This is a genomic window from Kitasatospora sp. NPDC018619, assembly GCF_044391605.1.
Taxonomy (GTDB): Bacteria; Actinomycetota; Actinomycetes; order Streptomycetales; family Streptomycetaceae; genus Kitasatospora.
This window is the reverse complement of the sequence record NZ_JBISAI010000023.1, coordinates 24,066-49,717: the sequence shown is the minus strand read 5'-3', so window position 1 is coordinate 49,717 and position 25,652 is coordinate 24,066. Positions and strand designations below refer to the sequence as shown.

At 74.1% G+C, this 25,652-nt stretch carries 27 protein-coding genes; 8 read left to right on the top strand and 19 right to left on the bottom strand.

Annotated features, from left to right (window positions below; all coding sequences use genetic code 11):
* Window positions 1-8: 8 nt before the first annotated feature.
* The 6 genes from folE to dacB all read right to left on the bottom strand — a co-directional run bounded on the left by folE (window position 9) and on the right by dacB (window position 7,943).
* Window positions 9-614 carry a GTP cyclohydrolase I FolE gene (folE, locus tag ACH5AR_RS28935; protein ID WP_396304471.1) on the bottom strand — a complete coding sequence of 202 codons (606 nt, stop codon included), beginning with the start codon at window positions 612-614 and terminating at the stop codon, window positions 9-11.
* 104 nt (window positions 615-718) lie between these two features.
* The gene (ftsH, locus tag ACH5AR_RS28930; protein WP_396304470.1) at window positions 719-2,773 is read right to left on the bottom strand and encodes an ATP-dependent zinc metalloprotease FtsH; all 2,055 of its coding nucleotides are present in this window, start codon (window positions 2,771-2,773) and stop codon (window positions 719-721) included.
* 227 nt (window positions 2,774-3,000) lie between these two features.
* Entirely contained in the window at window positions 3,001-3,555 is a 555-nt protein-coding gene (gene hpt, locus ACH5AR_RS28925; protein WP_030059589.1) for a hypoxanthine phosphoribosyltransferase, read from the bottom strand.
* Window positions 3,556-3,626: 71 nt separating this feature from the next.
* Window positions 3,627-4,754: a tRNA lysidine(34) synthetase TilS gene (gene tilS / locus ACH5AR_RS28920; RefSeq protein WP_396304469.1), complete on the bottom strand. Its 1,128-nt coding sequence runs from the start codon at window positions 4,752-4,754 to the stop codon at window positions 3,627-3,629.
* A gap of 284 nt (window positions 4,755-5,038) precedes the next feature.
* Complete coding sequence (locus ACH5AR_RS28915) at window positions 5,039-6,211, bottom strand: zinc-dependent metalloprotease (protein ID WP_396304468.1); 1,173 nt, start codon at window positions 6,209-6,211, stop codon at window positions 5,039-5,041.
* Window positions 6,212-6,311: 100 nt separating this feature from the next.
* Window positions 6,312-7,943, bottom strand: coding sequence for a D-alanyl-D-alanine carboxypeptidase/D-alanyl-D-alanine-endopeptidase (gene dacB, locus ACH5AR_RS28910; RefSeq protein ID WP_396304467.1), 1,632 nt, complete (start codon window positions 7,941-7,943; stop codon window positions 6,312-6,314).
* Window positions 7,944-8,019: 76 nt separating this feature from the next.
* On the opposite strand from dacB, the gene ACH5AR_RS28905 reads away from it, so the two are divergent.
* Window positions 8,020-8,511 carry an inorganic diphosphatase gene (locus ACH5AR_RS28905; RefSeq protein WP_030059594.1) on the top strand — a complete coding sequence of 164 codons (492 nt, stop codon included), beginning with the start codon at window positions 8,020-8,022 and terminating at the stop codon, window positions 8,509-8,511.
* Between the two features lie 180 nt (window positions 8,512-8,691).
* On the opposite strand, the gene ACH5AR_RS28900 is transcribed toward ACH5AR_RS28905, so the two are convergent.
* The 3 genes from ACH5AR_RS28900 to ACH5AR_RS28890 form a co-directional block, all read right to left on the bottom strand.
* Complete coding sequence (locus ACH5AR_RS28900; RefSeq protein ID WP_396304466.1) at window positions 8,692-8,901, bottom strand: dodecin; 210 nt, start codon at window positions 8,899-8,901, stop codon at window positions 8,692-8,694.
* A gap of 102 nt (window positions 8,902-9,003) precedes the next feature.
* Window positions 9,004-9,963, bottom strand: a complete 960-nt coding sequence (locus ACH5AR_RS28895; protein ID WP_396304465.1) for an asparaginase — start codon at window positions 9,961-9,963, stop codon at window positions 9,004-9,006.
* Window positions 9,964-10,035: 72 nt separating this feature from the next.
* Window positions 10,036-10,662, bottom strand: a complete 627-nt coding sequence (locus tag ACH5AR_RS28890) for an ABC transporter substrate-binding protein (RefSeq protein ID WP_396304464.1) — start codon at window positions 10,660-10,662, stop codon at window positions 10,036-10,038.
* 634 nt (window positions 10,663-11,296) lie between these two features.
* Between ACH5AR_RS28890 and dtd the strand changes: the two genes are divergently transcribed.
* The gene (gene dtd / locus ACH5AR_RS28885) at window positions 11,297-11,737 is read left to right on the top strand and encodes a D-aminoacyl-tRNA deacylase (RefSeq protein WP_396304463.1); all 441 of its coding nucleotides are present in this window, start codon (window positions 11,297-11,299) and stop codon (window positions 11,735-11,737) included.
* A 13-nt stretch (window positions 11,738-11,750) separates the two neighbouring features.
* Here dtd and ACH5AR_RS28880 read toward each other — a convergent pair whose 3' ends face one another.
* The 3 genes from ACH5AR_RS28880 to ACH5AR_RS28870 form a co-directional block, all read right to left on the bottom strand.
* On the bottom strand, window positions 11,751-12,713 hold the full coding sequence (locus ACH5AR_RS28880) for a YgfZ/GcvT domain-containing protein (RefSeq protein ID WP_396304532.1): 963 nt from the start codon (window positions 12,711-12,713) through the stop codon (window positions 11,751-11,753).
* Window positions 12,714-12,732: 19 nt separating this feature from the next.
* Window positions 12,733-13,197 (bottom strand): Fur family transcriptional regulator, encoded by a 465-nt coding sequence (locus ACH5AR_RS28875; protein ID WP_396304462.1) that lies wholly within the window; start codon window positions 13,195-13,197, stop codon window positions 12,733-12,735.
* 113 nt (window positions 13,198-13,310) lie between these two features.
* On the bottom strand, window positions 13,311-13,895 hold the full coding sequence (locus tag ACH5AR_RS28870; protein WP_396304461.1) for an FABP family protein: 585 nt from the start codon (window positions 13,893-13,895) through the stop codon (window positions 13,311-13,313).
* Between the two features lie 348 nt (window positions 13,896-14,243).
* Between ACH5AR_RS28870 and ACH5AR_RS28865 the strand changes: the two genes are divergently transcribed.
* Window positions 14,244-14,606, top strand: coding sequence for a DsrE family protein (locus ACH5AR_RS28865; protein WP_396304460.1), 363 nt, complete (start codon window positions 14,244-14,246; stop codon window positions 14,604-14,606).
* Window positions 14,607-14,618: 12 nt separating this feature from the next.
* Here ACH5AR_RS28865 and ACH5AR_RS28860 read toward each other — a convergent pair whose 3' ends face one another.
* From ACH5AR_RS28860 to ACH5AR_RS28830, 7 genes are all read right to left on the bottom strand, one after another.
* Entirely contained in the window at window positions 14,619-14,891 is a 273-nt protein-coding gene (locus ACH5AR_RS28860; RefSeq protein WP_396304459.1) for a DUF3099 domain-containing protein, read from the bottom strand.
* 73 nt (window positions 14,892-14,964) lie between these two features.
* Window positions 14,965-15,255, bottom strand: a complete 291-nt coding sequence (locus ACH5AR_RS28855) for a DUF1416 domain-containing protein (RefSeq protein WP_396304458.1) — start codon at window positions 15,253-15,255, stop codon at window positions 14,965-14,967.
* A 38-nt stretch (window positions 15,256-15,293) separates the two neighbouring features.
* A complete protein-coding gene (locus ACH5AR_RS28850) occupies window positions 15,294-16,130 on the bottom strand; it encodes a sulfurtransferase (RefSeq protein WP_396304457.1) in 837 nt (278 codons plus the stop codon).
* A 228-nt stretch (window positions 16,131-16,358) separates the two neighbouring features.
* Window positions 16,359-16,439 carry an Ms5788A family Cys-rich leader peptide gene (locus tag ACH5AR_RS28845; RefSeq protein WP_350517234.1) on the bottom strand — a complete coding sequence of 27 codons (81 nt, stop codon included), beginning with the start codon at window positions 16,437-16,439 and terminating at the stop codon, window positions 16,359-16,361.
* Window positions 16,440-16,653: 214 nt separating this feature from the next.
* Window positions 16,654-17,388: a DUF2993 domain-containing protein gene (locus ACH5AR_RS28840; protein WP_396304456.1), complete on the bottom strand. Its 735-nt coding sequence runs from the start codon at window positions 17,386-17,388 to the stop codon at window positions 16,654-16,656.
* Between the two features lie 186 nt (window positions 17,389-17,574).
* Complete coding sequence (locus ACH5AR_RS28835) at window positions 17,575-19,062, bottom strand: hypothetical protein (RefSeq protein WP_396304455.1); 1,488 nt, start codon at window positions 19,060-19,062, stop codon at window positions 17,575-17,577.
* A gap of 5 nt (window positions 19,063-19,067) precedes the next feature.
* Window positions 19,068-19,361 (bottom strand): MoaD/ThiS family protein, encoded by a 294-nt coding sequence (locus ACH5AR_RS28830; protein WP_396304454.1) that lies wholly within the window; start codon window positions 19,359-19,361, stop codon window positions 19,068-19,070.
* A 718-nt stretch (window positions 19,362-20,079) separates the two neighbouring features.
* On the opposite strand from ACH5AR_RS28830, the gene ACH5AR_RS28825 reads away from it, so the two are divergent.
* From ACH5AR_RS28825 to ACH5AR_RS28805, 5 genes are all read left to right on the top strand, one after another.
* The gene (locus tag ACH5AR_RS28825; RefSeq protein ID WP_396304453.1) at window positions 20,080-20,811 is read left to right on the top strand and encodes a response regulator transcription factor; all 732 of its coding nucleotides are present in this window, start codon (window positions 20,080-20,082) and stop codon (window positions 20,809-20,811) included.
* Between the two features lie 136 nt (window positions 20,812-20,947).
* A complete protein-coding gene (locus ACH5AR_RS28820; protein WP_396304452.1) occupies window positions 20,948-22,006 on the top strand; it encodes a LacI family DNA-binding transcriptional regulator in 1,059 nt (352 codons plus the stop codon).
* Window positions 22,007-22,121: 115 nt separating this feature from the next.
* Complete coding sequence (locus ACH5AR_RS28815; protein WP_396304451.1) at window positions 22,122-23,279, top strand: S1C family serine protease; 1,158 nt, start codon at window positions 22,122-22,124, stop codon at window positions 23,277-23,279.
* 79 nt (window positions 23,280-23,358) lie between these two features.
* A complete protein-coding gene (locus tag ACH5AR_RS28810; RefSeq protein ID WP_396304450.1) occupies window positions 23,359-24,129 on the top strand; it encodes a response regulator transcription factor in 771 nt (256 codons plus the stop codon).
* Window positions 24,126-25,628: an ATP-binding protein gene (locus tag ACH5AR_RS28805; protein WP_396304449.1), complete on the top strand. Its 1,503-nt coding sequence runs from the start codon at window positions 24,126-24,128 to the stop codon at window positions 25,626-25,628. The genes ACH5AR_RS28810 and ACH5AR_RS28805 overlap by 4 nt, the downstream gene beginning before the upstream one ends.
* The last annotated feature ends 24 nt before the right edge of the window (window positions 25,629-25,652 follow it).

Genomic DNA, 25,652 nt, shown 5'->3' with positions numbered 1-25,652 from the left:
CGGCGCCGCTACCGGCCGATGATGAGGCTCATCGCCTCGGCCCGGGTGGCCGGGTCGCGCAGCTGGCCGCGTACGCAGGAGGTGATGGTCTTGGCGCCGGGCTTGCGGATGCCGCGCATCGACATGCACATGTGCTCGCACTCGACCACGACGATCGCCCCGCGCGGCTCCAGGATCCGCATCAGCGCGTCGGCCACCTGGCTGGTCAGCCGCTCCTGCACCTGGGGGCGGCGGGCGTAGACGTCGACCAGCCGGGCGAGCTTGGACAGCCCGGTGATCTTGCCGGAGGTGGACGGGATGTACCCGACGTGCGCAACGCCGCGGAACGGCACCAGGTGGTGCTCGCAGACCGAGGTCAGCTCGATGTCCTTGACCAGGACCATCTCGTCGTGGCCGAGGTCGAAGGTGGTGGTGAGGACGTCCTCGGGCTCCTGCCACAGGCCCGCGAATATCTCCTTGTAGGCGCGCGCCACCCGGGCCGGGGTCTCCAGCAGGCCCTCGCGGTCCGGATCCTCCCCGACGGCGAGCAGCAACTCGCGGATGGCGTTCTCGGCCCGCTTCTGGTCGAAGGCCCCGACGGCGGGCGGACCGTCGAGCGTCACCGGGTCGATCATGCGGGCCTCGCTTACGTGTGGGAAGACTGGCTGAACAGCACGGATGCCGCGCCTCCAGGGTACAAACCCTGGTGACGCGGCATCCATTCCCCTCGGAGTCGGGGTCAGCCCTCGGTCGGCGGCTCGGAGGTCGGCAGCGGCGGGAGCTTCACGACGTCCACCGGGGCGCCCTCGGCGGGGACGGCGCCGTTGGTGAGCGCCAGCTCCTTCGGGGACTGCACCGGCGGCCGGGTGGACGGCGTGCGGCGGGCGGAGCCCGTCCAGGCCGGCCGGGCCGGGCGCTTGACGATCGGGGCGAAGATCTCGGCGATCTGCTCCTTGTTCAGGGTCTCCTTCTCCAGGAGCTCCAGGACGAGGTTGTCGAGCACGTCGCGGTTCTCGACCAGGATCTCCCAGGCCTCGTTGTGCGCCGTGTCGATGAGCTTCTTGACCTCTTCGTCGACCAGCCCGGCGACCTCTTCCGAGTAGTCGCGCTGGTGGCCCATCTCGCGGCCCAGGAACGGCTCCGAGCTGTCGGAACCGAACTTGATCGCGCCGAGGCGCTCGGTCATGCCGTACTGGGTGACCATCGCCCGGGCCGTCGCGGTGGCCTTCTCGATGTCGTTCGAGGCGCCGGTGGTCGGGTCGTGGAAGACCAGCTCCTCCGCCGCGCGCCCGCCCATCATGTAGGCGAGCTGGTCGAGCATCTCGTTGCGGGTGGTGGAGTACTTGTCCTCGTCCGGCAGCACCATGGTGTAGCCCAGGGCCCGGCCGCGGGACAGGATGGTGATCTTGTGCACCGGGTCCGCGTTCGGGGAGGCCGCCGCGACCAGGGCGTGGCCGCCCTCGTGGTACGCGGTGATCTTCTTCTCCTTGTCGGACATGATCCGCGTGCGCTTCTGCGGACCGGCCACGACGCGGTCGATCGCCTCGTCCAGGATGGCGTTGTCGATCAGCTTCTTGTCCGAGCGGGCGGTCAGCAGGGCCGCCTCGTTGAGGACGTTCGACAGGTCGGCGCCGGTGAAGCCGGGGGTGCGCTTGGCGACGGCCGACAGGTCGACGTCGGGCGCGATCGGCTTGCCCTTCTGGTGCACCTTGAGGATGTCCAGCCGGCCCTGGAGGTCGGGGCGCTCCACCGCGATCTGGCGGTCGAAGCGGCCCGGGCGCAGCAGCGCCGGGTCCAGGATGTCGGGGCGGTTGGTCGCGGCGATCAGGATCACGCCGCCCTTGACGTCGAAGCCGTCCATCTCGACCAGCAGCTGGTTGAGGGTCTGCTCGCGCTCGTCGTGGCCGCCGCCGAGGCCCGCGCCGCGGTGCCGGCCGACGGCGTCGATCTCGTCGACGAAGACGATCGCCGGGGCGTTCGCCTTGGCCTGCTCGAAGAGGTCGCGGACGCGGCTGGCGCCGACACCGACGAACATCTCGACGAAGTCCGAACCGGAGATGGAGTAGAACGGCACCCCGGCCTCGCCCGCGACGGCGCGCGCCAGCAGGGTCTTGCCGGTACCGGGCGGGCCGTAGAGCAGCACGCCCTTGGGGATCTTGGCGCCGACGGCCTGGAACTTGGCCGGCTCCTGGAGGAACTCCTTGATCTCGTGGAGCTCCTCGACCGCCTCGTCCGCGCCCGCGACGTCCGCGAAGGTCGTCTTCGGGGTGTCCTTGGTGAGCAGCTTGGCCTTGGACTTGCCGAACTGCATGACCCGGGAGCCGCCGCCCTGCATCTGGTTCATCAGGAACAGGAAGACCAGGACGATGATCACGATCGGGAGCATCGACAGCAGCAGGCTGACGAAGGTGCTCTGCTTCTCGGGGCTGACGGTGTAGCCCTCGGCGAGCGTGCTCGCGTCCTTGTCGTTGACCTGCGCCTGGAGCTTGTCGGCGATGGCGACGCCCTGGTCGCCGATGTACGAGGCCTGGAACTTGGTGCCGGACGGGGCCTTGCCCGTGCCGGCGGGGGACAGCGTGGCGCCGTCCTTCAGCTGGATCTTGATCGTGTTCGAGTCACCGGTGGTGATCTGCGCCGACTTGACGTTGTGCGCGTCGATCGCTGCGACGACCTGACCGGTGTCCACCGTCTTGTAGCCGTTCGAGTCAGAAACGACCTGCATCAGAACGATGACGGCGAGGACGGCCAGCACGATCCACATGATCGGCGCACGGAAGTATCGCTTGACGTCCATCCATGCGGGGCGTTGCCGCCCCGTCCCTCCTGCCACTCAACGGCGCCGGGGGGCTTGTGGGCCGCGGCGCATCCGATTGGTGCTCATGTGAAGAGCGGTTTATTGGACCGTACCGCAGTCCGACCCGCCCGTGGCGGGAGCACAGCGAGACGGCTTTGGTTCCTTGTCCCCCGGATCCAACGGGCGGGAACGGCCAACTGTTCCCGCCCGTAACCCGAACGGGGCCGTCAGCCGCCGTAGACGTGCGGGGCGAGGGTCCCGATGAAGGGGAGGTTGCGCAGCTTCTCCGCGTAGTCCAGGCCGTAGCCGACCACGAACTCGTTGGGGATGTCGAAGCCGACGTACTTGACGTCGATCTCGACCTTGGCCGCGTCCGGCTTGCGGAGCAGGGTGCAGACCTCCAGCGAGGCCGGACCGCGCGAGCCCAGGTTGCCGAGCAGCCAGGACAGCGTCAGACCGGAGTCGATGATGTCCTCGACGATCAGGACGTCACGGCCGGCGATGTCGGTGTCCAGGTCCTTGAGGATCCGTACCACACCGGAGGACTTGGTGCCCATGCCGTACGAGGACACGGCCATCCAGTCCATGGTGACCTGCGAGTGCAGGGCCCGGGCGAGGTCGGCCATGACCATCACGGCCCCCTTGAGGACGCCGACGATCAGCAGGTCCTTGCCTGCGTAGTCCCGGTCGATGCGCTCGGCCAGCTCCAGGAGCTTGGCGTCGATCTCGTCCTTGCTGATGAGCACCTTCGCGAGGTCAGCGCCCATGTCGTTCTGGTCCACCGGGGATACGTCCTCAAACGTTCGGGGTCTGTGTGGCCGGCGGCCGGCTCCCCCGGGGCATGCCTCGCCCGTCAGTCGCCCTGCCGCCGAAAGACCAGCGTGCCACACCTGCGGGTGGCCTCGACGCCCCCGGGTAGGTGCAGCGGGCCCTGTCCGCGCCATCCGGTGACCAGCAGGTCGATCGTCTCCAGGTGCCGGGCGAACAGGTCGCCGGCCGGGCAGCCCGCCCGCAGCGCGGCCCGGCGCAGCACCCGGCGGCGCACCGCGGGCGGCAGTTCGGCCAGTTTCACCGCGTCCAGGGCGCCGTCGCCCGTGCGGACGTCGCGTTCCGCCAGGGAGGCCCACTGGTCGAGGGCGTCGGCGTCGTCGCGGAACAGCCGGGCGGTGCGGGCCAGCGCCTCCACCACCCCGCCGCCCAGGTGCTTCTCCAGGACGGGCAGCACCTCGTGGCGGACCCGGGAGCGGGTGTAGGCGGGATCACAGTTGTGCGGGTCGTCCCAGACCGGGATCGACTGGGCGGCGCAGGCCTGCCGGGTGGCCGCCCGGTCCAGCTCCAGCAGCGGGCGGCGGTAGCGGCCCTTGTGGGCCGGCATGCCGGCCAGCGAGCGGGCGCCGGAGCCGCGGGCCAGGCCCAGCAGCACCGTCTCGGCCTGGTCGTCCCGGGTGTGGCCGAGCAGCACCGCGATCGCGCCGTGGCGGTCGGCGGCCGCGTCCAGGGCGGCGTAGCGGGCGTCCCGGGCGGCGGCCTCCGGGCCTCCTGCCCGGCCGACCCGCACCGGGACCGCCTCCACCGGGTCGAGGCCGAGCGTGCGCAGCCGGTCGGCCACCTGGGCGGCACGCTCGGCGGAGCCGGCCTGGAGGCCGTGGTCGACGGTGACGGCGCCGACCCGCAGGCCGATCTTGGGGGCCTCGAAGGCGGCGGCGATGGCCAGCGCCATCGAGTCCGCGCCGCCGCTGACGGCGACCAGGACCAGCGGCGAGCCGGGCGCGGCCGGAGTGCGAGGCAGCCCGGAGGGGTGCCGGGCGGCGTTGCCGATCAGGGTGGTGCCGACCGCGGCACCCACCAGCGGCGCCCCGGCCGGGCGCTCCCGGGGCTCGCGCACGGGCGCGGTGAAGGTGGAACCGGCCTCGGCGGCGAGGTCGGTGAGGGTACGGCGAACGGCCAGGCGTATCGCGGCGACGGCGGGGTGAGGGCCCACGGCGGACGACTCCTCGACGGAGGGGGGACAGGACGTGCGGCGGACGCGGCGGGGACCGCGCACCCGCATGAGCGCCCTGTTACCGGGCGCTCACAGATGGTGGCAGATAGTGGCGACCCGCCAGGCCACCCGCGCCCCCGGTACGACCACCGTCCCACGTTCGGGTGAATGAAGAAACGCTTCTTCACGAGCTGTCCGCCGGATTGGACCACTCGTACGAGCGGGTGCAGCCCGCCCGCGCCGCCCCCCGCCCGGCGGGCGGCGCGCCCGTCGTCCGGCCGCGCTCAGCGGGCCACCCGGGCCACCCAGGCGGCCGGGTCGTGGATCTCCTCCTTGGTCGGCAGGGTGTTCGGGGAGGTCCACACCCGGTTGAACCCCTCCATGCCGACCCGCTCCACCACGCCGCGCACGAACACCGCGCCGTCCTGGTACTGGCGCAGCTTCGCGTCCATCCCGAGCAGCCGGCGCAGCAGCAGGTCGAGCCGGTTGGCGCCGCGGTCCCGGCGCTGCTGGAACTTCTCCCGGATCTCGGCGACCGTCGGCACCACGGCCGGCCCGACGCCGTCCATCACCACGTCCGCGTGGCCCTCCAGGAGCGACATCACGGCCGTCAGCCGGCCGAGGATCTCGCGCTGCGCGGGCGACTGGACGATCTCCAGCAGGTTCCCGGCCGAGGAGCCCTCCCGCCTGCCGCCGCCCGGCAGGCCGCCGAGCGAGCCCGCCGCGTCCCGCAGCCGCTCCAGCAGGGCGCCCGGGTCGACGTCCGTCTCGGCGAGGAAGGACTGCACCTCGGACTGGATGTGGTCGCGCAGCCACGGCACCGCCGTGAACTGCGTCCGGTGCGTCTCCTCGTGCAGGCAGACCCAGAGCCGGAAGTCGGACGGGTCGACGTCCAGCTCCCGCTCCACGTGCACGATGTTCGGCGCCACCAGCAGCAGCCGGCCCGGCCCGGGGGCCTCCGGGCCCAGCCGCGGCTTGTCGAACAGCGCGGCCGGGCTGTCCGGCGCCTCCAGCGGCGGCTCGGCCGGGGCGAAGGTCTCGTACTGGCCCAGCACCTTGGTGGACAGGAACGCCAGCAGCGCCCCGACCTCGATCCCGGTCGCCTTCTCGCCCACCGCGCCGAACACCCCGGCCGCCGCGCTGTTCGCCCGGCGCGCCTGGAGCTTGTCCACCAGCGGCTGGACGACGGTGCGGAAGCCCGCCACGTTGGCCCGGATCCACCCGGGACGGTCCACCACCAGCACCGGCGTCGCCGCGGCCTGCGCCAGGCTGGACGAACGCATGCCGGTGAACTCCCGGACGTGCTCCTCCGCCGCCAGGGCGTGCCGCCGCAACTCGGCGACCACCGCCGCCGCTTCCTCCCGGCTCACTTCCGGACCCGGCCGCACCAACCTGGTCGCGGTTGCGACCGCGAGGTTCCAGTCGACCATGTCAGCACCGCCACTCGCGCTCGTCATGCCCTCACCGTACGTGCTCCCCACCGCCAACGGCAGCCACCCGCCGCGAACGCCTCGCGCCGAGGGGGCCGCCCGGCCGGTTCCGCGCGAGCCGGGCGGGTCAGTGGCAGCCGCAGCCGGCGAGGCGGGCGGCGATCCGGTCCATCGCGGCGCGGGCGGCGTCGGCGGGGGCGGTGGTGCGGGTCATGACGGCGAAGGCGAGCAGGCGGCCGTCGGCGTCGACGACGGTCCCCGCGAGGGTGTTGACGCCGCTGAGGGTGCCGGTCTTGGCGCGGATCAGGCCGGCCGCGTCGGCGGCGCCGGACGCGGCGCCGTACCGCCTGTCGAGGGTGCCGGTGAAGCCGGCGACCGGGAGGCCGGTGAGCACCGGGCGCAGGGCGGGGTGCTCCTCGGAGGCGGCCAGCGCGAGGATCCGGACCAGGACGGCGGGCGGGATCGCGTTGCCCTGGTGCAGGCCGCTGCCGTCGTTGAGGACCACGCCGGCCATCGGCACGCCGAGCCGGGAGAGCTCCTGGGTGACGGCGGCCGCGGCGCCCTCGAAGCTCGCCGGCTGGTGGGCGGCGAGGGCCACCTGACGGGCGATCGCCTCGGCGAGCTGGTTGTCGGAGGTGGTCAGCAGGCGCTCGACCAACCGGGCGACGGTCGGTGAGACGACCTCGCCGAGCGGGGCGGGGCCGGCGGCGGGCGTGGGCGCGGCGGTCGGACCGGCGGGTGTGGGCGCCGCGGCCGGGGCGGCCTTGCCGGTCACGGTGATGCCGCGGGCCCTGAGCAGGGCGGCGAAGGCCTCGGCGGCCGCGGCCGCCGGGTCGGCGACCCGCTCCGGCGCGTCGTCCCGGCTCTTCGGGTCCGCCTTGCCCTCGTCCACCATCAACGGGACCACCAGGGCGATGTTCTGACCGTCGTGGTTCCGGTGCTGCGGGGCGCCCGCGTACAACGACAGGTCGTAGTCCAGCCGGACGGTCGTGGTGCCGAGGCCCTTGAGCGCGTCGGCGGTCTGCTGGGCGAGGGAGTCCAGCGAGGCGGGGGCGGTGTCGGCGTCGGCCGGCTGCCCGCCGACCTGCACCTGGTCGGCGGGCAGCGCGGTGAGCGTCGGGTCCCCGCCGCCGACGAGCGTGATCGTGCCCGGGTCCGCGCCCCGGACCACCCGGGTGCGCAGCCGGGTGTCGCCCGGGATCAGGGACAGGGCCGCGACGGCCGTCGCCAGCTTGGTGGTGGAGGCGGGGGTGGCCGGGCTGTTCTCCCCGGAGCCGTACAGGAGCCGGCCGGTGCCGGCGTCCGCGACGGCGACGGTGACCTCGCCGAGGCTGCGGTCGGCGAGGGCCGCGGCGAGCGCCTGCTGGAGGCCCTGCGCGGTGGGGACGGCGGCGCCCGCGCCGCCGTCGACGGCGGTCAGCACGGCGCCCGGCGCGGGGGCCGGGCGCGCACCGGGCGCGTCTCCGCTCGCGGAGGGCGCGGGGGCCGCCGGCGCGGAGGAACCGGGCTGGGCGGCCCGGCGGGTGGGCGCGGTGGCCGGGCCGTCGGCCGACCGGGCGCCGCCCCTGCCGTGCTCGCCCTTGCGCCCGTCGTGGTCCTCGCCCCCGCCGTGCCCGGTGCTGTGCCCGCCCGGCGGCGGGGACGGCTGCGCGTACGCACCACCCGTGGTCAGGACGGTGCCCGCGACCAGGAGCGCCGCTCCGAACAGCCCCGCGGCCGTCCCCCCGCGGCGGCGCGCCGCCCCTCCCCGTGCTCCCACCGACCGGCCCCTTTCCCGAGCACCCGCTCCCGTAGGAGACACTTGGATTCTGTCAGTCCCTACCTTGGAGGAACCGTTGGAGTTCGACGTCCTTATCGAAATCCCGAAGGGCTCTCGTAACAAGTACGAGGTCGACCACGAGACCGGTCGTCTGCGGCTCGACCGGATGCTCTTCACCTCGACCCGCTACCCGGCCGACTACGGCTACGTCGAGGGCACGCTCGGCGAGGACGGCGACCCGCTGGACGCCCTGGTCATCCTGGACGAGCCGACCTTCCCGGGCTGCCTGATCAAGTGCCGCGCCATCGGCATGTTCCACATGACCGACGAGGCCGGCGGCGACGACAAGCTGCTCTGCGTCCCGGCGACGGACCCGCGCTGGGAGCACCTGCGCGACATCCACCACGTGTCGGAGTTCGACCGCCTGGAGATCCAGCACTTCTTCGAGGTCTACAAGGACCTGGAGCCGGGCAAGTCGGTCGAGGGCGCCAACTGGGTCGGCCGCGCCGAGGCCGAGGCCGAGGTCACCGCTTCGATCAAGCGTCTGGCGGAGCAGGGCGGCCACTGAGCCGTCGTTCCGATCTCATTCGATCGAGGACGGTTCGAGGCAGGTCGGGACAGCCAGGGGCCGGGGTTCGCGGGTTCTCCCGCGGGCCCCGGCCCTCGTCGTGTCCGGGGGCGGGGCGGCTTGCCGACAGGCCGTCGGCAAGGGGCCGTCTCCGCGGCCCGCCCCGTCGTCCACGGGCGGTCAGTCGTCCAGGCGGAAGCCGACCTTGATGCACACCTGGTAGTGCTTGATCCGGCCGTCCTCCAGGTGGCCCCGGACCTGCGAGACCTCGAACCAGTCGAGGTTGCGCAGCGTGCGGGAGGCCCGCTCCACCCCGTTGCGGATCGCGGCGTCGACGCTCTCGGTCGAGGACCCGACGATCTCGGTCACCCGGTACACGTGGTCGGTCATGGCGGACTCCCTCAGCTGTGCGACGGCCCCCGGTCCTCCACCGTGCACCGACCCGGGGCCGCCCGCACCCCGGCGGACGGCCGCCGGGTGCCCTCGCGTCGCCTAGAACGCCGCCCGCACCGCGCCCACCGGAACCCCGCCGCCATGCAGCGGGGCCGCGCCGATCCGCTCGACGGCCTCGTCCGCCCCGGTCACCCCGAGGCGGCGCAGCGCGGCCGCCAGCACCGGGCCGCGGGCCCGCTCGGCGCCGTCCTCGATCTTGAACGCCAGCGCCCGGCCGTCCGGCAGCGCGACCACCTGGACGGCCTCGGCGCCCATCTTGGACAGCGCGCCCGGCACCGCCCGCATCAGCCAGGTGTCGGCCCGGCGGGTGCCGGCCACGTACTCGGGGTGGGCGCGCATGGCGTCGGCGACGCGGCGCGGCGCGGTGCCCTCGGCGGCCAGCACCAGGCCGCGGTAGCCGCGGGCCAGGCCGGCCAGCGAGACGGCCAGCAGCGGGGCTCCGCAGCCGTCCACCCCGGCGTGCACCGCGGTCTCGCCGGTGCCCTCCTCCAGGGCCTCGCGGGCCAGCCGCTGGATCGGGTGGGCCGGGTCGAGGTAGCTCGCGGTGTCCCAGCCGTTGGCCGTGCAGGCGGCCAGCCAGCCGGCGTGCTTGCCGGAGCAGTCCATCAGGATCGGGGCGCGTCCGCCGCCGCCGGCCAGCAGCAGCTCGGCCTCGGTCTCGTCCAGCGGCAGGTCGGCCGGGGTGCGCAGGGCGGCCTCGTCGAGGCCCGCAGAGCCGAGGATGGTCCGCACCCCATCGAGGTGAAACGATTCTGCAGAGTGGCTGGAGGCCGCCAGCGCCAGCAGCGCGCCCTCGATCGCCAGCCCGGCCCGCAGCGTGGCCACCGCCTGGAACGGCTTGGCCGTCGACCGGGGGAAGACCGGGGCGTCCGGGTCGCCGAGCGCGAACTCGACCGAGCCGTCGGCCGCGAGCAGCACCAGGGAGCCGCGGTGGCGGCCCTCGACGAAACCGGAGCGCACGACCTCGGCGAGGACGGGCGCGGTGGCGGGCAGGGACATGGCGGTTGTGCCTTCCGGGGCGAGGGTGGGCCGGGAGCGAGCCGGGCCCACCGCCCGCGGCGACTCACCCGGTCAGAGCGGCCCACCTGCGAGCAGGTCGTCGACCCGTGCTTCCCCATCACGGTACCTGCGGGTGATCTCGGCATTGCAACCGTCCGCCGTGCGCAGCAGCCGCTGGCGCCGTCCGGACACCTCGCGCTCGTACGCGCGCAGCCGCTCCAGGGCGGCCAGCAGCTCCTCGGCCGGGTGCGCCGCGAGGTCGGCGAGCTGGACGTCGCCCATCAGCGCGTCCGCCTCCAGCCGGGACTCCCGGGTGCGCGGCGGGCCGAGGGTGACGTGCCGGGCCGAGCGCCGGACGGTGGAGGGCGCGTCGGTCAGGATGGCCGGCAGCCGGTCCAGCAGGTCGCCGGGCGCCTGGTCCGGATCCGGGCCGGACGGGCGCACCGGGCCGCCGCCGGGGCGCCGGTCGAGTTCGGCGCGCAGGATGTCCATCCGGCCGTGCAGCAGCCGCCGCAGGTAGGACAGGTCGGCCTCCTGCTCCATCGTCTCCCGGCGCAGCACCCGCAGCTGCTCCAGGCCCAGCCGTTCCAGGTCCGGCTCGCCCGGCTCGCCCGGCTCGCCCGCCGCCGGCCCGTGCGGGCCCTCCGGAGCCCGCGCCACCGGCCCGGACCGGTCCCGCGCCACGCTGCTCGCGTCCATCACCCAACCACCTGACGTCGTCCGATCCCGCCCGCTCGCGGCACCCCGTCCCTGCCGCCGGTCCCGGCCCGTCCCCCGACGGGCCGCGCGTCCCGTCCACCGGCCCGCCCGGGAACCCGGGAGGCTCCGGTCCCCGGCCGCGACCGCCCACCGGGGCGGCACCGCCAGACGCCTGACCTACCGGCTCGACCGCCCGGTCGAACCCGGGCCCGGCGCGGCGGACCTCCTGGCGCCCCGGACCCTCGTACGGTCCACCAGCGTGCCACCCCACCCGGCGCACGCGCACCGCCCGTGCACCCGAACGGCCCCCTGGCGAACGGGGGTGGCTGATATGACCGGCCCTTTTCCCAGGAAGAACGGCGCCCGATCCAGCGCAGGCGCGCACCCCGGGGCGTGCGAATCCCCTTCGCGCGCCCCTGGGGTGCGCCCTCGGGAGTCCGCCGGGGCGGGCGGGGCGGGAGCCGGGGGCGGGGCTGCGGCCAAACAGCGGGGCAGGGCCGCGGCGCGGGGCCGGGGGCGCGGCCGGCCCGCGGGCGCGCGCGGGCAGCGGACGCGCGGGCGCGCCGTGCGCGGGAAGTCCGCGGAACGTCCCCAGGGCCTGGGAGCCTCCACGGCGCTCCGGCACAATGGCGGCATGCGAGCAGTGGTGCAGCGAGTGACCGAGGCCCGGGTGACCGTGGCCGGTGAGACCGTCGGCGCGATCGAGGGGCCCGGGCTCTGCGTCCTGGTCGGCGTCACCCACGACGACGGCCCCGCCGAGGCCGACCGCCTGGCCCGCAAGCTCTGGACGCTGCGGCTGCTGCCCGCGAACGACGAGGGCGTCGAGCAGAGCTGCTCGGACCTCGGCGCCCCGCTGCTGGTGATCAGCCAGTTCACGCTCTACGGCGACGCCCGCAAGGGCCGCCGCCCCACCTGGAACGCCGCCGCCCCCGGCCCGGTCGCCGAGCCGCTGGTCGACGAGGTGGTGGCCCGGCTGCGCGCGCTGGGCGCCAAGGTGGAGACGGGCCGGTTCGGCGCCGACATGCGGGTGGCGCTGGTGAACGACGGCCCGTTCACCGTCCTCGTCGAGGTCTGAGCGGCCCCGCCCCCTACTGCGGGACGATCACGTCCTGGGTGCCCGGCACCGTGCCGGCCAGCAGCACGGCGTCCACCGGGACGTTCCGCTTGACGATCGCCAGCGCGATCGGCCCCAGCTCGTGGTGGCGCGCCGAGGAGGTCACGAAGCCCAGCGCCCGCCCGTCCGGGTCGGTGGCCAGCCGCACCTCGGCACCGTGCGGCGGCAGCGTCTCCTCGGTGCCGTCCAGGTGCAGGAAGACCAGCCGGCGCGGCGGGCGGCCCAGGTTGTGCACCCGGGCGACGGTCTCCTGGCCGCGGTAGCAGCCCTTCTGGAGGTGGACGGCGGTGCGCAGCCAGTCCACCTCGTGCGGGATGGTCCGGTGGTCGGTCTCGAAGCCCAGCCGGGGCCGGTGGCCCTCGATCCGCAGCGCCTCGTACGCCCAGACGCCGGCCGCCGGCCCGTACCCGGCGGTGAGCCGCTCCAGCTCGCCGCGCGGCACGAACAGGTCGCGCCCGTACGGGAGTTCGCGGACGGCGGCGGCGCCCTCGACGGAGGCGGTGGAGCCGGCCGGCAGGTGGACCACGGCGTACTCGGCGGTCGCGTCGGCGACCTCCACCCGGTAGAAGAACCGCATGCTCTCCAGGTAGGCCACCAGCGCCTCCCGGGTGCCGGGCTCGACGTGCGCCCAGGTGGTGGTGCCGTCGTCGACCAGGTAGAGGGCGTGCTCGACGTGCCCGTTCGGGGAGAGCACCAGCGCCTCGGCGGCCTGCTGCGGCGGCAGCTCGCTGACGTGCTGGGTGAGCAGCAGGTGCAGCCAGGCGAGGCGGTCCCGGCCGGTCACGGTGATCACACCGCGGTGCGAGAGGTCGACGAAGCCGGCGCCCTGCGACAGGTTGCGTTGCTCGCGGAAGATGTCGCCGTAGTGGGCGGCGACACCCTCGTCGGGCCCCTCGGCGGGGACGGCTCCGGGCAGGGAAAGCAGCGGGCTCTTCACACCGGTCATACCGGCCAGCTTACGGCTGCTCCCCGGCGAGCTTGGCGGTGCAGTCGGCGCAGCGGCCGAAGATGGCGAAGTGCTTGAGGTCGGTGTCGAAGCCGTGCCGCTCGCGCAGGCTGTCGATCAGCGGCTGGGCGATCTCGGTGCCGGTCTCGGTGACCTGCTCGCAGTCCCGGCAGACCAGGTGCAGGTGGTGGTGGCGCCCGGCCAGGTGGTAGGTGGGGGCGCCGTGGCCGAGGTGGGCGTGCGAGACCAGGCCCAGCTCCTCCAGCAGCTCCAGGGTCCGGTAGACGGTGGAGATGTTGACGCCGCTGGCCGTGCGGCGGACGTGGCAGAGGATGTCGTCGGGGGTGGCGTGGTCGAGCTCGTCGACGGCCTCCAGCACCAGCTGCCGCTGCGGGGTGAGCCGGTAGCCGCGTTCGCGCAGGTCCGTCTTCCAGTCGCCGGAGAGCTGCCAGTCGGTGGTGCCGGTGTCCGCCACGCTACTGTCCCTGCCATTGGTCGGGGGTCCTGATGCCAGTGTAGGGACCGGCCCGGGGCCGGTCCCTACCTCGTGCGCGCGGGTGCCGGTCGCCCGACGCCCGCCCGACCCGCCTACTTGAAGAAGGCGATGCCGTCGTCCGGCAGGTCGTTGATGTCCTTGACCAGCTGGGCCGGGCTGAGCACCTTCCTCAGCTGGGCGGACATGTACGGGCGCAGCGGCACGTTCGGGGCGGCCTTCTCACCGACCCAGAGCAGCTCGCCGTTGACGAAGCCGTACAGCCGCTTGCCGCCCGAGTACTCCGGCGAGCCCTCGATCCGGGCGACCGCGTCGGTCGAGACGTCGACCTGCGGCTTGCCGTCGGCCAGCTCGCCGTACCAGATCTCGACCGTGCCGTCGTCGCGGACGGAGGAGATCTCGATCCCCCGGGCGCCGCTGGTGCCCTCGTGGTTGCTGGTGATGCGCCAGAAGGCGTGCTCGTTCTCCAGCGGGCGGACCTTCTCGCCCTCGTTGTCCAGCACCCAGGTGCGGGAGCGGAACTCCAGGAAGGGGCGGCCGTCGTGGCGGATCACGATCTCCTGGCCGAAGTTGCACTTCTCCGCGCCGGGGAAGTCGAAGACGCCCGCGCCCTCCCAGGTGCCGAGGAGGAAGGCGAGCGGGACGACGTCCCTGTGGAGGTCAGAGGGGATCTCGATCATGTTCCTGGTCGCTGTTCTCGTCGGTGTGGGACTGCCTCAACCGTACGGCAGGCTCAGCGCTGGCCCTGGTAGAGCTTCATCACCGAGAAGATGGCGAACCAGGTGATCAGCACGGCCATGAGGGCCAGCAGACCGTCGAAGAAGATTTCCAGACCGGACACGGGGGGCTCCCAGGCGGCGACAGTGTGGTGGATTTTGCTCCGCTCACTCTATCCGCCGGCCTCCGGCGGGTCGCGGTGAGCCCCACCACGTCGCCGTCCGCGCCGCGCCCCCGCGGCTTCCCAAGCTTTGCCCAAGGGTTCCGGGGATGCCGGACGGCGCGGGCTCCGGCACCTCTAAGGTGGCGCCATGCCGAAGAAACTGGTCATCAAGGTCACCGCAGGGGCGGACGCGCCGGAGCGGTGCTCGCAGGCGTTCACGGTGGCGGCGGTGGCCGTCGCCAGCGGGATCGAGGTCTCGCTCTGGCTGACCGGGGAGTCCTCCTGGTTCGCGCTGCCGGACCGCGCGGCGGAGTTCGAGCTGCCGCACGCGGCGCCGCTGCCGGACCTGCTGGAGTCCGTCCTGGCGGCCGGCTCGGTGACGCTGTGCACCCAGTGCGCGGCCCGGCGCGGGATCGAGCAGAAGGACACCGTCGAGGGCGTCCGGATCGCGGGCGCCCAGGTCTTCGTCAGCGAGATCATGGCGGACGGCGTCCAGGCGCTCGTCTACTGACGCCGCCGGGGTCTACGGGTGCTCCTCGTGGTCGGGGCGGTCCCGGTCGTGGCCGGGCTCGTCCCACTTCGGGTCGTCCCAGCGCGGGTCGTCCCACCAGTCGTCCTCCGGGTCGCGCTTGTTGGCGAACACCGCGGCGGCGGGCGGGATGACCATCGCGACCACGCACATGCCGATCGCCGCGCCGACCGAGAAGAACCGCACGACTCCCCAGGCCATGACGAACAGGCCCAGGCACACGCCCATCATGGCGAAGTAGTAGCGACGCCGCCGCCTTGCCTGCACCCCTCCACGGTACGGCCGAGGGCCCCTGCTCCGCAGGGGCCCTCGGGGTGTTCCGGTCCCGTTCCGGCTCCGGTCAGACCGCGATCGCGACGTCGACGGGGGTGCCCTGGGAGGCCACCACCTGACGGTCCACGGTCTGGCCCGGGACCAGCGCGCGCAGGGTCCACCTGCCCGGGCGGGCGAAGAACCGGAACTGGCCGGTCGCCGAGGTGGGCACCTCGGCCGTGAACTCACCGCCCTCGTCCAGCAGCCGGACGTAGCCGTTGACCGGCTCACCGTCGCGGGTCACCGAACCCTGGATGATCGTCTCGTTCGCCACGTCAACTCCTGCCAGGTCCGGGCCGCCGGCCTTCGCACCGCACATGTCTGTCTTCCCTTCTGACTTACGGGTCGAGCCGGGGCTCAGTTGCTGCCGAGCTCGATCGGCACGCCGACGAGGCTGCCGTACTCGGTCCACGAGCCGTCGTAGTTCTTGACGTTCTCCTGGCCGAGCAGCTCGTGCAGCACGAACCAGGTGAGCGCGGAGCGCTCGCCGATGCGGCAGTAGGCGATGGTGTCCTTCGCCAGGTCGATGCCCTCGGCCTCGTACAGCGCCTTGAGCTCGTCGTCGCTCTTGAAGGTGCCGTCGTCGTTGGCGTTCTTGGCCCACGGGATGTTGCGGGCGCTCGGCACGTGGCCGGGGCGCTGCGACTGCTCCTGCGGGAGGTGGGCCGGGGCCAGCAGCTTGCCGGAGAACTCGTCGGGCGAGCGGACGTCGACCAGGTTCAGGGTGCCGATGGCGGCGATCACGTCGTCGCGGAAGGCACGGATCGAGGAGTCGGCGGGCTGCGCCGTGTACCGGGTGGCCGGGCGGGCCGGCACCTCGGCGACCAGGTCGCGGGAGTCCAGCTCCCACTTCTTGCGGCCGCCGTCCAGCAGGCGGACGTCACCGTGGCCGTACAGCTTGAAGTACCAGTAGGCGTACGAGGCGAACCAGTTGTTGTTGCCGCCGTACAGGACGACGGTGTCGTCGTTGGCGATGCCCTTGGCGCTGAGCAGCGCCTCGAAGCCGGCCTGGTCGATGAAGTCGCGGCGGACCGGGTCCTGGAGGTCCTGCTTCCAGTCGATCCGGACGGCGTTGCGGATGTGGTTCTTGTCGTACGCGGAGGTGTCCTCGTCGACCTCGACGATGACGACCTTCGGGTCGTCCAGGTGGGCCTGGACCCAGTCGGCGTCGACCAGGACGTCGCTGCGGCTCATGGTGGTGTCTCCATCCGAGGGCGGTTGTGCGGAAGTGCTGCTCAGGAGGGTGCTGCAGGGCGCCGGACGGGGTTGTCCACACAGGCGTCCGAATACCGGGACGGGAGGCGGACCGGTGCGACCGGGCGGATGCTGCGGAGTACCTCGGCGACCACCCGCTCGCGGAGCCGGGCAGGATCGCCGGAAAGATCGGCGGCGGGCGTCAACTGCCCGGCCGGGGGCGCCGAATCAGCGCATTCGACACAGACAGGCGGCCACGCGGCACAGGTCTACCGCCCGCCGCTTCGTGAGGTCCGTCTGTCGCTTCATGCCGACGATGCTAGGGACACCCGAGGCCCGCTGTCACCAGCGTATCGAATGGTGGGACCAGAACGACCGCATCGCGGGATTTCTCCGGGAACCGCCCCGTCGGTGCCCGGCCGGGGGTGCCCGGGAGGGCCGACCGGGGCCCGGACGACACCGCTCCGCGGTCCGCGCTGGACAGCGCGTCTCGCGGAGCGGAACGATTCGGCAGGGCCGGGGCTCAGCCCAGGAGCTTGACGCCCTTGCCGTCGAAGGTCAGCTGAAGGCCCTCCGGCAGCGGCGCCACCCCGCCGGTGCCGTCCTCCCTGTCGGCCAGTTTCAGCCCGGCCGGCAGCGAGTCCAGGGTGAAGCTCAGCGGCTCCAGCTGCTGGTTGGCGGCGCCGGCCACCAGCCCCGCCAGCGAGGTCAGCCGGAAGCCGTCCACCGTGACGGTGTTGCCCTTGTTGTGCACGGTGCCCTCGCCGATCGCGACCGGCCCCAGCGAGGCCTTGACCTTGCCCGGGCCCGCGTAGGACAGGCTCAGCCGGGAGCCGCTGCCCACCGGCAGCTTGGCCCCCTTCAGCAGCTGGGAGGCGGGCGGCAGCAGCTGGGCGAGGTCCTGGTAGGAGATCACCCCGGTGCCGGAGCCGCTGTCCACCGTGGCGCTGTTCATGCTGTCGCTGACCTTGACGCCGGACAGCCGCGCCGTGAACGACCGCAGCGCCACCTGGTGGCCGCCCTCGCCGACGGTCAGGCCGTCGGCGGAGATCCGGACCTCGTCCAGCTTCATCGACAGCACCTGGGTGAGGAACGGGAAGCCCTCGATCGAGACGTCCGGGCGCTGGCTCATCCGGCCGCTCTTCACGATCCGGTCGGCGGCCTCGTCCTCGGCCACCCCCACCGCGATCCGGTCCGCCCCCAGCAGGAGGCCGGAGAGCACCGCCAAGCCGATCGTGGCCTTCAGCCATCCGCGCATCGTGTCCCCCGTCGTCGCCGCTCGCCGTGGTCGTCGTTCGTCTTCTGTGGTCGTTCCCGTGGGCCGTGCACCGTCGCGCCGCGGACACCGGAGACGTCCGCCCCCGTCCGACCGTACGACGTCCCGCCCCGGAACATGGTTCCGGGACGGGGACCCGGCCCCGGCCGGACCGGGCCGGCCGGCGGGTCAGGCCAGCAGGTCGGTGGCGATCCAGACCAGCGGCGCGGCCACCGCCAGCGGCAGGGCCACGCCCGCCGTCATGTGCACGAAGCGGGACGGGAAGTCGTACGCCGCGACCCTGCGGCCGACCAGCGCGCCCAGCCCGGCCAGCGCGCCCAGCGCCACCGGGGCCCCGACCAGCAGGCCCAGCGCCACCGCCGCGGCCAGGCCCAGCACCGGGCCCAGCTGCTTCGGGCCGGGCAGCGGCGCGGCCGCCAGCAGGGTGGCCAGCGCCACCGCCCCCACCGCGGCCGGCACCCAGTCGGCCAGCAGCAGCGCGGTGCACAGCACCGTCACCACGGTGGCCGAGCCGAGCACCGTCAGCGCGTAGAACCGCTCCTTCGGGTCCGAGGGGCGGAACGTCTGCAGCACCAGGACGAGCAGGAAGAACCCGCCCAGGGTGCCCACCACGGCCGCCACGCCGCCGTCGGCGTCGGCCAGCAGCACCGCCGCGTCCGCCGTGAACCCGGCCAGCGCGGCGAGCAGGATGCCCTGCCGGGCCGGCCACATGCCGTTCAGCCGGAACCAGCCGGCCGCCGTCATCAGCTGGAGCAGCGCGACCACCAGGGCCAGCGCGACCTGCCCGAGCGCGGCGCCGCCGGCCAGCAGCGCGGCCGCACCGGCGGTGACCAGGGCCGGCTGCAGGCCGGGGTCGATGATCGGCGAGCCGGTCCGCCCGCGCGGGCCGGCCGGCGGCGCGGGCTGCGCCGGGGCGGCCACCGCACCGGCACCGGGACCGGCACCGTACGGCGGTGCGGCAAGGGTGCCCAGCGGGTCCGGGGCGCCCGGGGCGACCGGGCGCTTGAGCGTCATGGTGGGCGGGTCGAAGCCCTCCGCCGCCTGCGGCGCGGGGGCGGGCTGCGGCGCCGGGGCGGCGTGCCGGGCCCGCGGCCGGGCCGGCTGGCGGAGCTGGAGCTGGATCGTCGGGTCCGGCTGGGCCTGCACCGGCCGCTGCGGCTGCTGCTGCGGGTGCTGTTGCTGTTGTTGCTGTTGCTGCTGGTGCTGAACCGGCTGCTGCTGATGCTCGACCGGCTGCTCCGACCGCCGCCGCCGCTGCCGCGCCTGCTGGAGCTGCTCCTGGAGCTGCGGGGCCGGGGCCGGCTGCGGAACCGGCGGCGGGCCCGCCAACGGGCCGGACACCACCACCGGCGGCAGCAGGGCCGTCGCCTCGGCGTCGTCCACCGCCGGCACCGGCGGCAGCAGGGCGGTCGCAGGCGCGTCGTCGAACGCGGGCACCGGCGGCAGCACCGCGGTCGCCGCCGCGTCGTCCACCGGGTAGCCGTACGGCGGCTGGTGGCCGGGCTGCTGCGGCGGGTACGGGTGCTGCTGCGGGTACGGCTGCTGCTGCGCCTGGGGCGGGTACGGCTGCTGCCCCTGACGGGGCTGCTGCGGCCAGCCGCCGTGGCCGCCGTGGTTCGGATGGTTCGGATGGTTCGGGTTGTTCATGTCCGTCACGCCGCTCAGCCTCCCGCGAACGGCGGGAGGACCTCCACCGTCCCGCCCTCGGTCAGGGCGACGGTCGCGTGGTCGCGGCCGCCCACCTGGGCCCCGTCGACCAGGTACGAGCAGTGCCCGAGCAGCCGGACGAACGCCGGCCGGTCGGCGTGCCGCTCCCTGGCCGCCGCCAGCGCCTCCGCCAGGGTCGCCGCCTCGTACGGCTCCTCGGCCAGCCCGGCCTCGGACTTCGCCGCCGCCCAGTAGCGGATCGTCCCGCGCACCCGGGCGCCGCTCGCGGGCTCGGTGGTCGCACCCATCGGGCCACCCCTTCTCGTCGTCCTCGCCCGGCCCCGGTGTCCCGGTCCGGCTCGGCACCCGACGGCGGCCGACCACCCGAACGGTGGACCCGAACAGCGCCTGCGATGCGCGTCCCATGATGGCGTGTCCGCTGCCACGAGCGGCAACCGCCCTGGCCGGACGGGTGGGGCGCACGCGCCCGGCCACCCGTCAGGGGGCGCCGGACCGGCGCTCGAAGCTGTGTCCAGCCTCACCCGGCGCACGCCCGTTTTGGGCGAACCGCCGGATTCGGGCCCTCCCGGCGGCCGGGGCCGTCGGCTATCCTCGACCACCAAGAGGGATCCGGGCAGAGTCGCCCCCGGATCCTTTTGTGCTTCCAGGACGACAGTACGGACGTTCTTGCGATTCGTCGGCCCACCCCCGGCGCGCCGCGGGAACCGCCCCGGCCCGACACGGCACGACGACGTGCCCGCGCCGGCCGGGGCATCGCCACCCGGCACCGGGCCGCCACCCGGCACCGGACCAGACCGGAGGGCTCGCGGTGAGGAACAGGGCAGAAACGGTGCGCCAGGGGTCGCGGGCCCCCCGGCGGACCCGCCGCCGCGCCCTGCACGCCGTCCGCCGCCCCGGCCCGAAGCGGCCTGCCGTCGTCCTCCCCTCCCCTCCAGCACGTGCGCCATCCGGCTGTGGCGGCAGCCGTCATGCGACCGCGACGACCCGGAAAGGGGACCACCGGGTATGAGTTCTCTCCTCCTCCTCACCAACGCGCTGCAGCCCTCCGCCGAGGTACTGCCCGCCCTCGGCCTGCTGCTGCACAACGTCCGGGTCGCCCCCGCCGAGGGCGCGGCCCTGGTGGACACCCCCAGTGCGGACGTCATCCTGGTCGACGGGCGGCGCGACCTGCCGCAGATCCGCAGCCTCTGCCAGCTGCTGCGCTCCACCGGCATCGGCTGCCCGCTGATCCTGGTGGTCACCGAGGGCGGCCTGGCCGCCGTCACCGCCGAGTGGGGCGTCGACGACGTCCTGCTGGACACCGCGGGGCCGGCCGAGGTCGAGGCCCGGCTGCGGCTCGCGCTCGGCCGCCTCCAGGTCGTCACCGACGACAGCCCGATGGAGATCCGCAACGGCGACCTCTCGGTCGACGAGGCGACCTACTCCGCCAAGCTCAAGGGCCGGGCGCTCGACCTCACCTTCAAGGAGTTCGAGCTGCTCAAGTACCTCGCGCAGCACCCCGGCCGGGTCTTCACCCGGGCACAGCTGCTCCAGGAGGTCTGGGGCTACGACTACTTCGGCGGCACCCGGACGGTGGACGTCCACGTCCGGCGGCTGCGCGCCAAGCTCGGCGTGGAGCACGAGCAGCTGATCGGCACCGTGCGCAACGTCGGCTACCGCTTCGTCGTCCCGGAGAAGCCCGAGAAGGGCGAACGGCCGGAGCTCGCCCCGCGCCCCGCCGCCCCGCTGGAGGCCTGACCGCCCACCTTCCGCGAGCCGGGCGGGCCGTCCCCCGCCCGGCTTGTCCGGTTCCTCCCGGAGCCGCCCGCCGGCCGTCCGAACGGCGCCCCGGTCCCACTGCCACCCCGGAGGCCACACGCGTAGACTCCCCCCCGTGGCCAAAGTGACGCGCGACGATGTAGCCCGACTGGCTGGTACCTCGACCGCGGTCGTCAGCTACGTCATCAACAACGGGCCGCGGCCGGTCGCGCCCGCCACCAGGGAGAAGGTCCTCGCGGCGATCGAGCAGCTCGGCTACCGGCCGAACAGCGTCGCCCAGGCGATGGCCTCCCGCCGCACCAACCTCATCGGCATGGTCGTCCCGGACGCCCGCCAGCCCTTCTTCGCCGAGATGGCGCACGCCGTGGAACGGGCCGCCTCCGAGCGCGGCAAGCTCGTGCTGATCGGCAACTCCGACTACGCGGACGACCGCGAGGTGCACTACGTCCGCGCCTTCCTCGGCATGCGCGTCTCCGGCCTGATCCTGGTCAGCCAGGGCCCCTCGCAGCGCGCCGCCGAGGAGTTCGCCGCGATGGAGGGCGCCAAGGTCGTGCTGCTGCACCGCCGGCCCGAGGCGATCGACGACGTCGCGGTGGTCACCGACGACGTCGCGGGCGCCGAGGCGGTCGTGCGCCACCTGCTGGAGGTGCACGGGCACCCGTACGTGGCCTGCTTCGGCGGCCCGGTGGAGTCCCCCGCCCCCGGCGACCCGGTCATCGACCACGTCGAGGGCTGGCAGCGCGCCATGGACGCGCACGGCATCCCCACCGAGCCGCACCTGGTCGACGCGCCCTTCCACCGCTACGGCGCCTACGACGTCGCACTCGGCCTGCTCCGCTCGCCGGACCGGCCCCGGGCGATCTTCTGCTCCACCGACGACCAGGCGATCGGCGTGCTGCGGGCCGCCCGGGAGGTCGGCCTGCGGGTCCCGGAGGACCTCGCGGTGGCCGGCTTCGACGATGTGCCGGAGGCCGCGCTCGCCGACCCGCCGCTGACCACCGTCGCCTCCGACCGCGACGCGATGGCCCGGGCCGCCGTGGACCTGGTCCTGGACGACTCCCTGATGGTGCCCGGCTCCGACACCGAACGGGTCCGCACCTTCCCGTCCCGGCTGGTCATCCGCCGTTCCTGCGGCTGCGGCGCCGCCGCCCCCGCCCGGCCCGTAGCGGAGTAGCCGACTCCGCTCGCTGGGCGGCCTGACCAGGCTTTATGAGAACCCAACGGGCTTCTCTCCCCGTTCTGAGCCGGTTCTCATGCACTCCTCATGCACCGGCCCGAGCTTGGTCGGCATGAGCGAACAGCGGCAGCACCCCAGCGAGCAGTACGACCCGTACGAGCCCCGGCAGCCCCGGGTGATCGAGGGCACCGTGCTCGGCAACGGCCCGAGCGTCACCGGCGCCACCGACCCGTACGGCTACGGGCCCGGACACCCCCACCGCGAGGTCCACTCCGACGGCGGCTTCGACGGACCGCCGCCGCCCCCGCCGATCCCGCCCGAGCCGCCCACCCTCCTCGGCCCGGGCTCCCCCGAGGGCCCCGGCCACCACGGCGGCCGCGCCCGGCGCGGACTGCTGCGCGGCCGGCTCGTCCTGGTCACCGCCGTCGCCGCGGTCGCCGCCGCCCTCGGCGGGGTCACCGGCGCACTGGTCGCCGCCGGCCACCAGAGCGGCGGCAACCGCGTCGGCACCGTCGCCAGCCCGGTCTCCGCCCGCTCCGACGGCAGCGCCGACGTGGCCGCCGTCGCCGCCGCCGTCTCGCCCAGCACCGTCCAGATCACCGTCCAGACCGGCAGCGGCACCTCCACCGGCACCGGCGTCGTCCTGAACGCCGACGGGCAGATCCTCACCAACTACCACGTCGTCGACGGCGCGGTCGGCGGCCGGACCACCGTCACTTTCAAGGACGGCTCCACCGCCCAGGCCACCGTCACCGGCACCGACAAGGCCCTCGACGTCGCCGTGGTCACCGCCACCGGCGCCAGGAACCTCACCCCCGCCGTCCTCGGCGACTCCTCCACCGTGGCCGTCGGCGACCCGGTCGTCGCCATCGGCAACCCCGACGGCCTCACCGGCACCGTCACCTCCGGCATCATCAGCGCCGAGAACCGCGACGTCACCGTCCGGCTCGACGAGGGCAGCACCAGCGGCAACGGCGGCTTCGGCCTCCCCTTCCTGCCCGGCCTGCGCGGCACCGCCCCGCAGTCCACCGGCGGCAGCACCACCACCTACAAGGCCTTCCAGACCGACGCCGCGCTCAACCCCGGCAACTCCGGCGGCCCGCTGATCAACGCCGGCGGCCAGGTCATCGCCGTCAACTCGGCGATGTACTCGCCCGACGGCTCCGCCGCCTCCGGCAAGTCGGCCGGCAGCGTCGGCCTCGGCTTCGCCATCCCGATCAACGACATCAAGCAGGTCCTGCCGAAGCTCGAAGCGGGCCAGAGCCTGTGACCCGCACCCGCTGAGACGGACAATTGCACCCAGCAGGCCCTCCGGCCGACGAGAACCCAACGAGAAAGGGCACCCGCCCATGACCCCGTCCGCCGACGACCGCACCAGCGCCGAGGCCGGCCAGCCCTGTGCCCGGCTCCTCGTGGTCGACGACGAACCCGCCCTCCGGGACGCCCTGGAGAGCAGCCTGGCCTTCGAGGGGTACGAGGTCGCCACCGCCACCGACGGCTACGAAGCCCTGGAGTCCGTCGAACGCGACCGGCCCGACCTCGTCCTGCTGGACATCATGATGCCCCGGATGGACGGCCTCACCGCCGTCCGCCGGATGCGCTCGCGCGGCGACACCGTCCCGGTGCTGATGCTGACCGCCCGCGACGCCGTCGGCGACCGGGTCACCGGCCTCGACGTCGGCGCCGACGACTACCTCGCCAAGCCCTTCGAGCTCGACGAACTGCTCGCCCGCGTCCGCGCCCTGCTGCGCCGCAACGCCCTCGCCGCCGAGGCCGCCGCCCGCGCCGCCGTCGAGGACGAGAGCGAGGTGCTCGCCTTCGCCGACCTGCGGATGAACACCGCCACCCGCGAGGTCACCCGGGCCGGCAAGCCGATCGAGCTCACCCGCACCGAGTTCATGCTGCTGGAGATGTTCCTCGCCCACCCCCGCCAGGTCCTCACCCGCGAACAGATCCTCAAGGCGGTCTGGGGCTTCGACTTCGAGCCCTCCTCCAACTCCCTGGACGTGTACGTGATGTACCTGCGCCGCAAGACCGAGCAGGGCGGCATGCCGCGGCTGATCCAGACCGTGCGCGGCGTCGGCTACGCGCTGCGCCCGGCCGCCGGCACGAACGCGTGAACAACGTTCCGCCCCCGCCCCTGGCCCCACCCCAAACCCGGCCCCGCACGCCCGGCCGCCGGCAGGGCCTCGTCCACTGGTACCGCTCGCGGTCCCTGCGCGGCCGCCTCACCTTCCTGAGCGCGGCCGCGGTGGCGGTGGCCATCGCGCTGTCGGCGCTGGCGTGCTGGTTCATCGTGGAGAAGCAGCTCTACGGGCAGGTGCGGACCGACCTGGCCAACGCGACACTGCCGCCGCCGCCCCGGGTCCCCGCCCTCCTCTGCTACCCGACCCCGGAGCAGGCCCTGGCGGAGCAGCCGACCAGCGCCGGCCAGGAGAACGGTGGCGCGGTGGCCCGGGACACCCAGTACGTGGTCGCCAACCCGACCGGCGTCTGCCTGCCGCCGAACGCCACCAAGGCGATCGTGCTCCAGCCCGGCGACGCGGCCGGCTTCAAGCTCAAGAACGGCGATTCGATCATCCGCGACGGCCGCTTCACCGACGGCACTCCGGCGGTCGTCCGGATCTCGCTGACCCGCGTCGGGGCGCGCCCGGCGCTGCTGATGGTGGCCACCTCGACCCAGCCCGTCAAGGACGCCCTCCAAGGCCTCGCGATCCTCCTCGGCTCGGTCTCGGCCGGCGGCATCCTGCTCGCCGCGGTGGCCGGCCGCCTGGTCGCCCGCTCCTCCCTCAGGCCCGTCGACCAGCTCACCGACGCCGTCGAGCACATCGCCCGCACGGAGGAGGTCGGCACCACCATCCCCGTCCACGGGCACGACGAGATCGCCCGGCTCTCCACCTCGTTCAACTCCATGAGCACCGCCCTCGCCAACTCCCGCGAACGGCAGACCCGGCTGATCGCCGACGCCGGGCACGAGCTGCGGACCCCCCTGACCTCCCTGCGCACCAACGTCGACCTGCTGATCCGCAGCGACGACACCGGCCGCCCGCTGCCCGCCGCCACCAGGACCAAGCTGCTCGGCAACATGAAGGCGCAGATGCAGGAGCTCACCGTGCTGATCGGCGACCTGCTCCAGCTCTCCCGCCCGGACACCCCGAAGAGCGGACCGGCCCCCACCGTGGTCGCCCTGCACGAGATCGCCGCCCGGGCCGTCGAGCGGGCCGAGCTGCGCGGCCCCGGGCTGGTCTTCGAGACCGACACCGAGCCCTGGTACGTGCACGGCGACGCGGCCGGGCTGGAGCGGGCGGTGATCAACCTGCTGGACAACGCGGTCAAGTACAGCCCGCCCGGCGGCACCATCGACGTCCGGCTGCACGGGGGCGTGCTGACCGTCCGCGACCACGGCCCCGGCATCCCGCCGGACGAGCTCCGGTACGTCTTCGACCGGTTCTGGCGCTCGCCCTCCTCGCGCCAGCTGCCCGGCTCCGGGCTCGGCCTGTCGATCGTCGCGCAGAGCGTCCGGGAGGCGGGCGGCGAGGTCACCCTCGGCCCGGCCGCCGACGGCGGTCCGGGCGCGCTGGCCACCGTTCGGCTGCCCGGCGGCCCCGCCCCGGAATGACGGGAGGGGCGGGCGGGGCGCCCC

Bases quoted from the DNA above. Each gene is read 5' to 3' on its own strand.
- ACH5AR_RS28830 (WP_396304454.1), bottom strand. From the start codon at position 19,361: ATGGGTGCGACCACCGAGCCCGCGAGCGGCGCCCGGGTGCGCGGGACG.
- ACH5AR_RS28825 (WP_396304453.1), top strand. From the start codon at position 20,080: ATGAGTTCTCTCCTCCTCCTCACCAACGCGCTGCAGCCCTCCGCCGAG.
- ACH5AR_RS28870 (WP_396304461.1), bottom strand. From the start codon at position 13,895: ATGATCGAGATCCCCTCTGACCTCCACAGGGACGTCGTCCCGCTCGCC.
- ftsH (WP_396304470.1), bottom strand. From the start codon at position 2,773: ATGGACGTCAAGCGATACTTCCGTGCGCCGATCATGTGGATCGTGCTG.
- ACH5AR_RS28815 (WP_396304451.1), top strand. From the start codon at position 22,122: ATGAGCGAACAGCGGCAGCACCCCAGCGAGCAGTACGACCCGTACGAG.
- ACH5AR_RS28810 (WP_396304450.1), top strand. From the start codon at position 23,359: ATGACCCCGTCCGCCGACGACCGCACCAGCGCCGAGGCCGGCCAGCCC.
- ACH5AR_RS28840 (WP_396304456.1), bottom strand. From the start codon at position 17,388: ATGCGCGGATGGCTGAAGGCCACGATCGGCTTGGCGGTGCTCTCCGGC.
- folE (WP_396304471.1), bottom strand. From the start codon at position 614: ATGATCGACCCGGTGACGCTCGACGGTCCGCCCGCCGTCGGGGCCTTC.
- ACH5AR_RS28900 (WP_396304466.1), bottom strand. From the start codon at position 8,901: ATGACCGACCACGTGTACCGGGTGACCGAGATCGTCGGGTCCTCGACC.
- ACH5AR_RS28915 (WP_396304468.1), bottom strand. From the start codon at position 6,211: ATGACGAGCGCGAGTGGCGGTGCTGACATGGTCGACTGGAACCTCGCG.
- dtd (WP_396304463.1), top strand. From the start codon at position 11,297: ATGCGAGCAGTGGTGCAGCGAGTGACCGAGGCCCGGGTGACCGTGGCC.
- ACH5AR_RS28850 (WP_396304457.1), bottom strand. From the start codon at position 16,130: ATGAGCCGCAGCGACGTCCTGGTCGACGCCGACTGGGTCCAGGCCCAC.
- ACH5AR_RS28895 (WP_396304465.1), bottom strand. From the start codon at position 9,963: ATGTCCCTGCCCGCCACCGCGCCCGTCCTCGCCGAGGTCGTGCGCTCC.
- ACH5AR_RS28855 (WP_396304458.1), bottom strand. From the start codon at position 15,255: ATGTGCGGTGCGAAGGCCGGCGGCCCGGACCTGGCAGGAGTTGACGTG.
- ACH5AR_RS28865 (WP_396304460.1), top strand. From the start codon at position 14,244: ATGCCGAAGAAACTGGTCATCAAGGTCACCGCAGGGGCGGACGCGCCG.
- ACH5AR_RS28845 (WP_350517234.1), bottom strand. From the start codon at position 16,439: ATGAAGCGACAGACGGACCTCACGAAGCGGCGGGCGGTAGACCTGTGC.
- ACH5AR_RS28890 (WP_396304464.1), bottom strand. From the start codon at position 10,662: ATGGACGCGAGCAGCGTGGCGCGGGACCGGTCCGGGCCGGTGGCGCGG.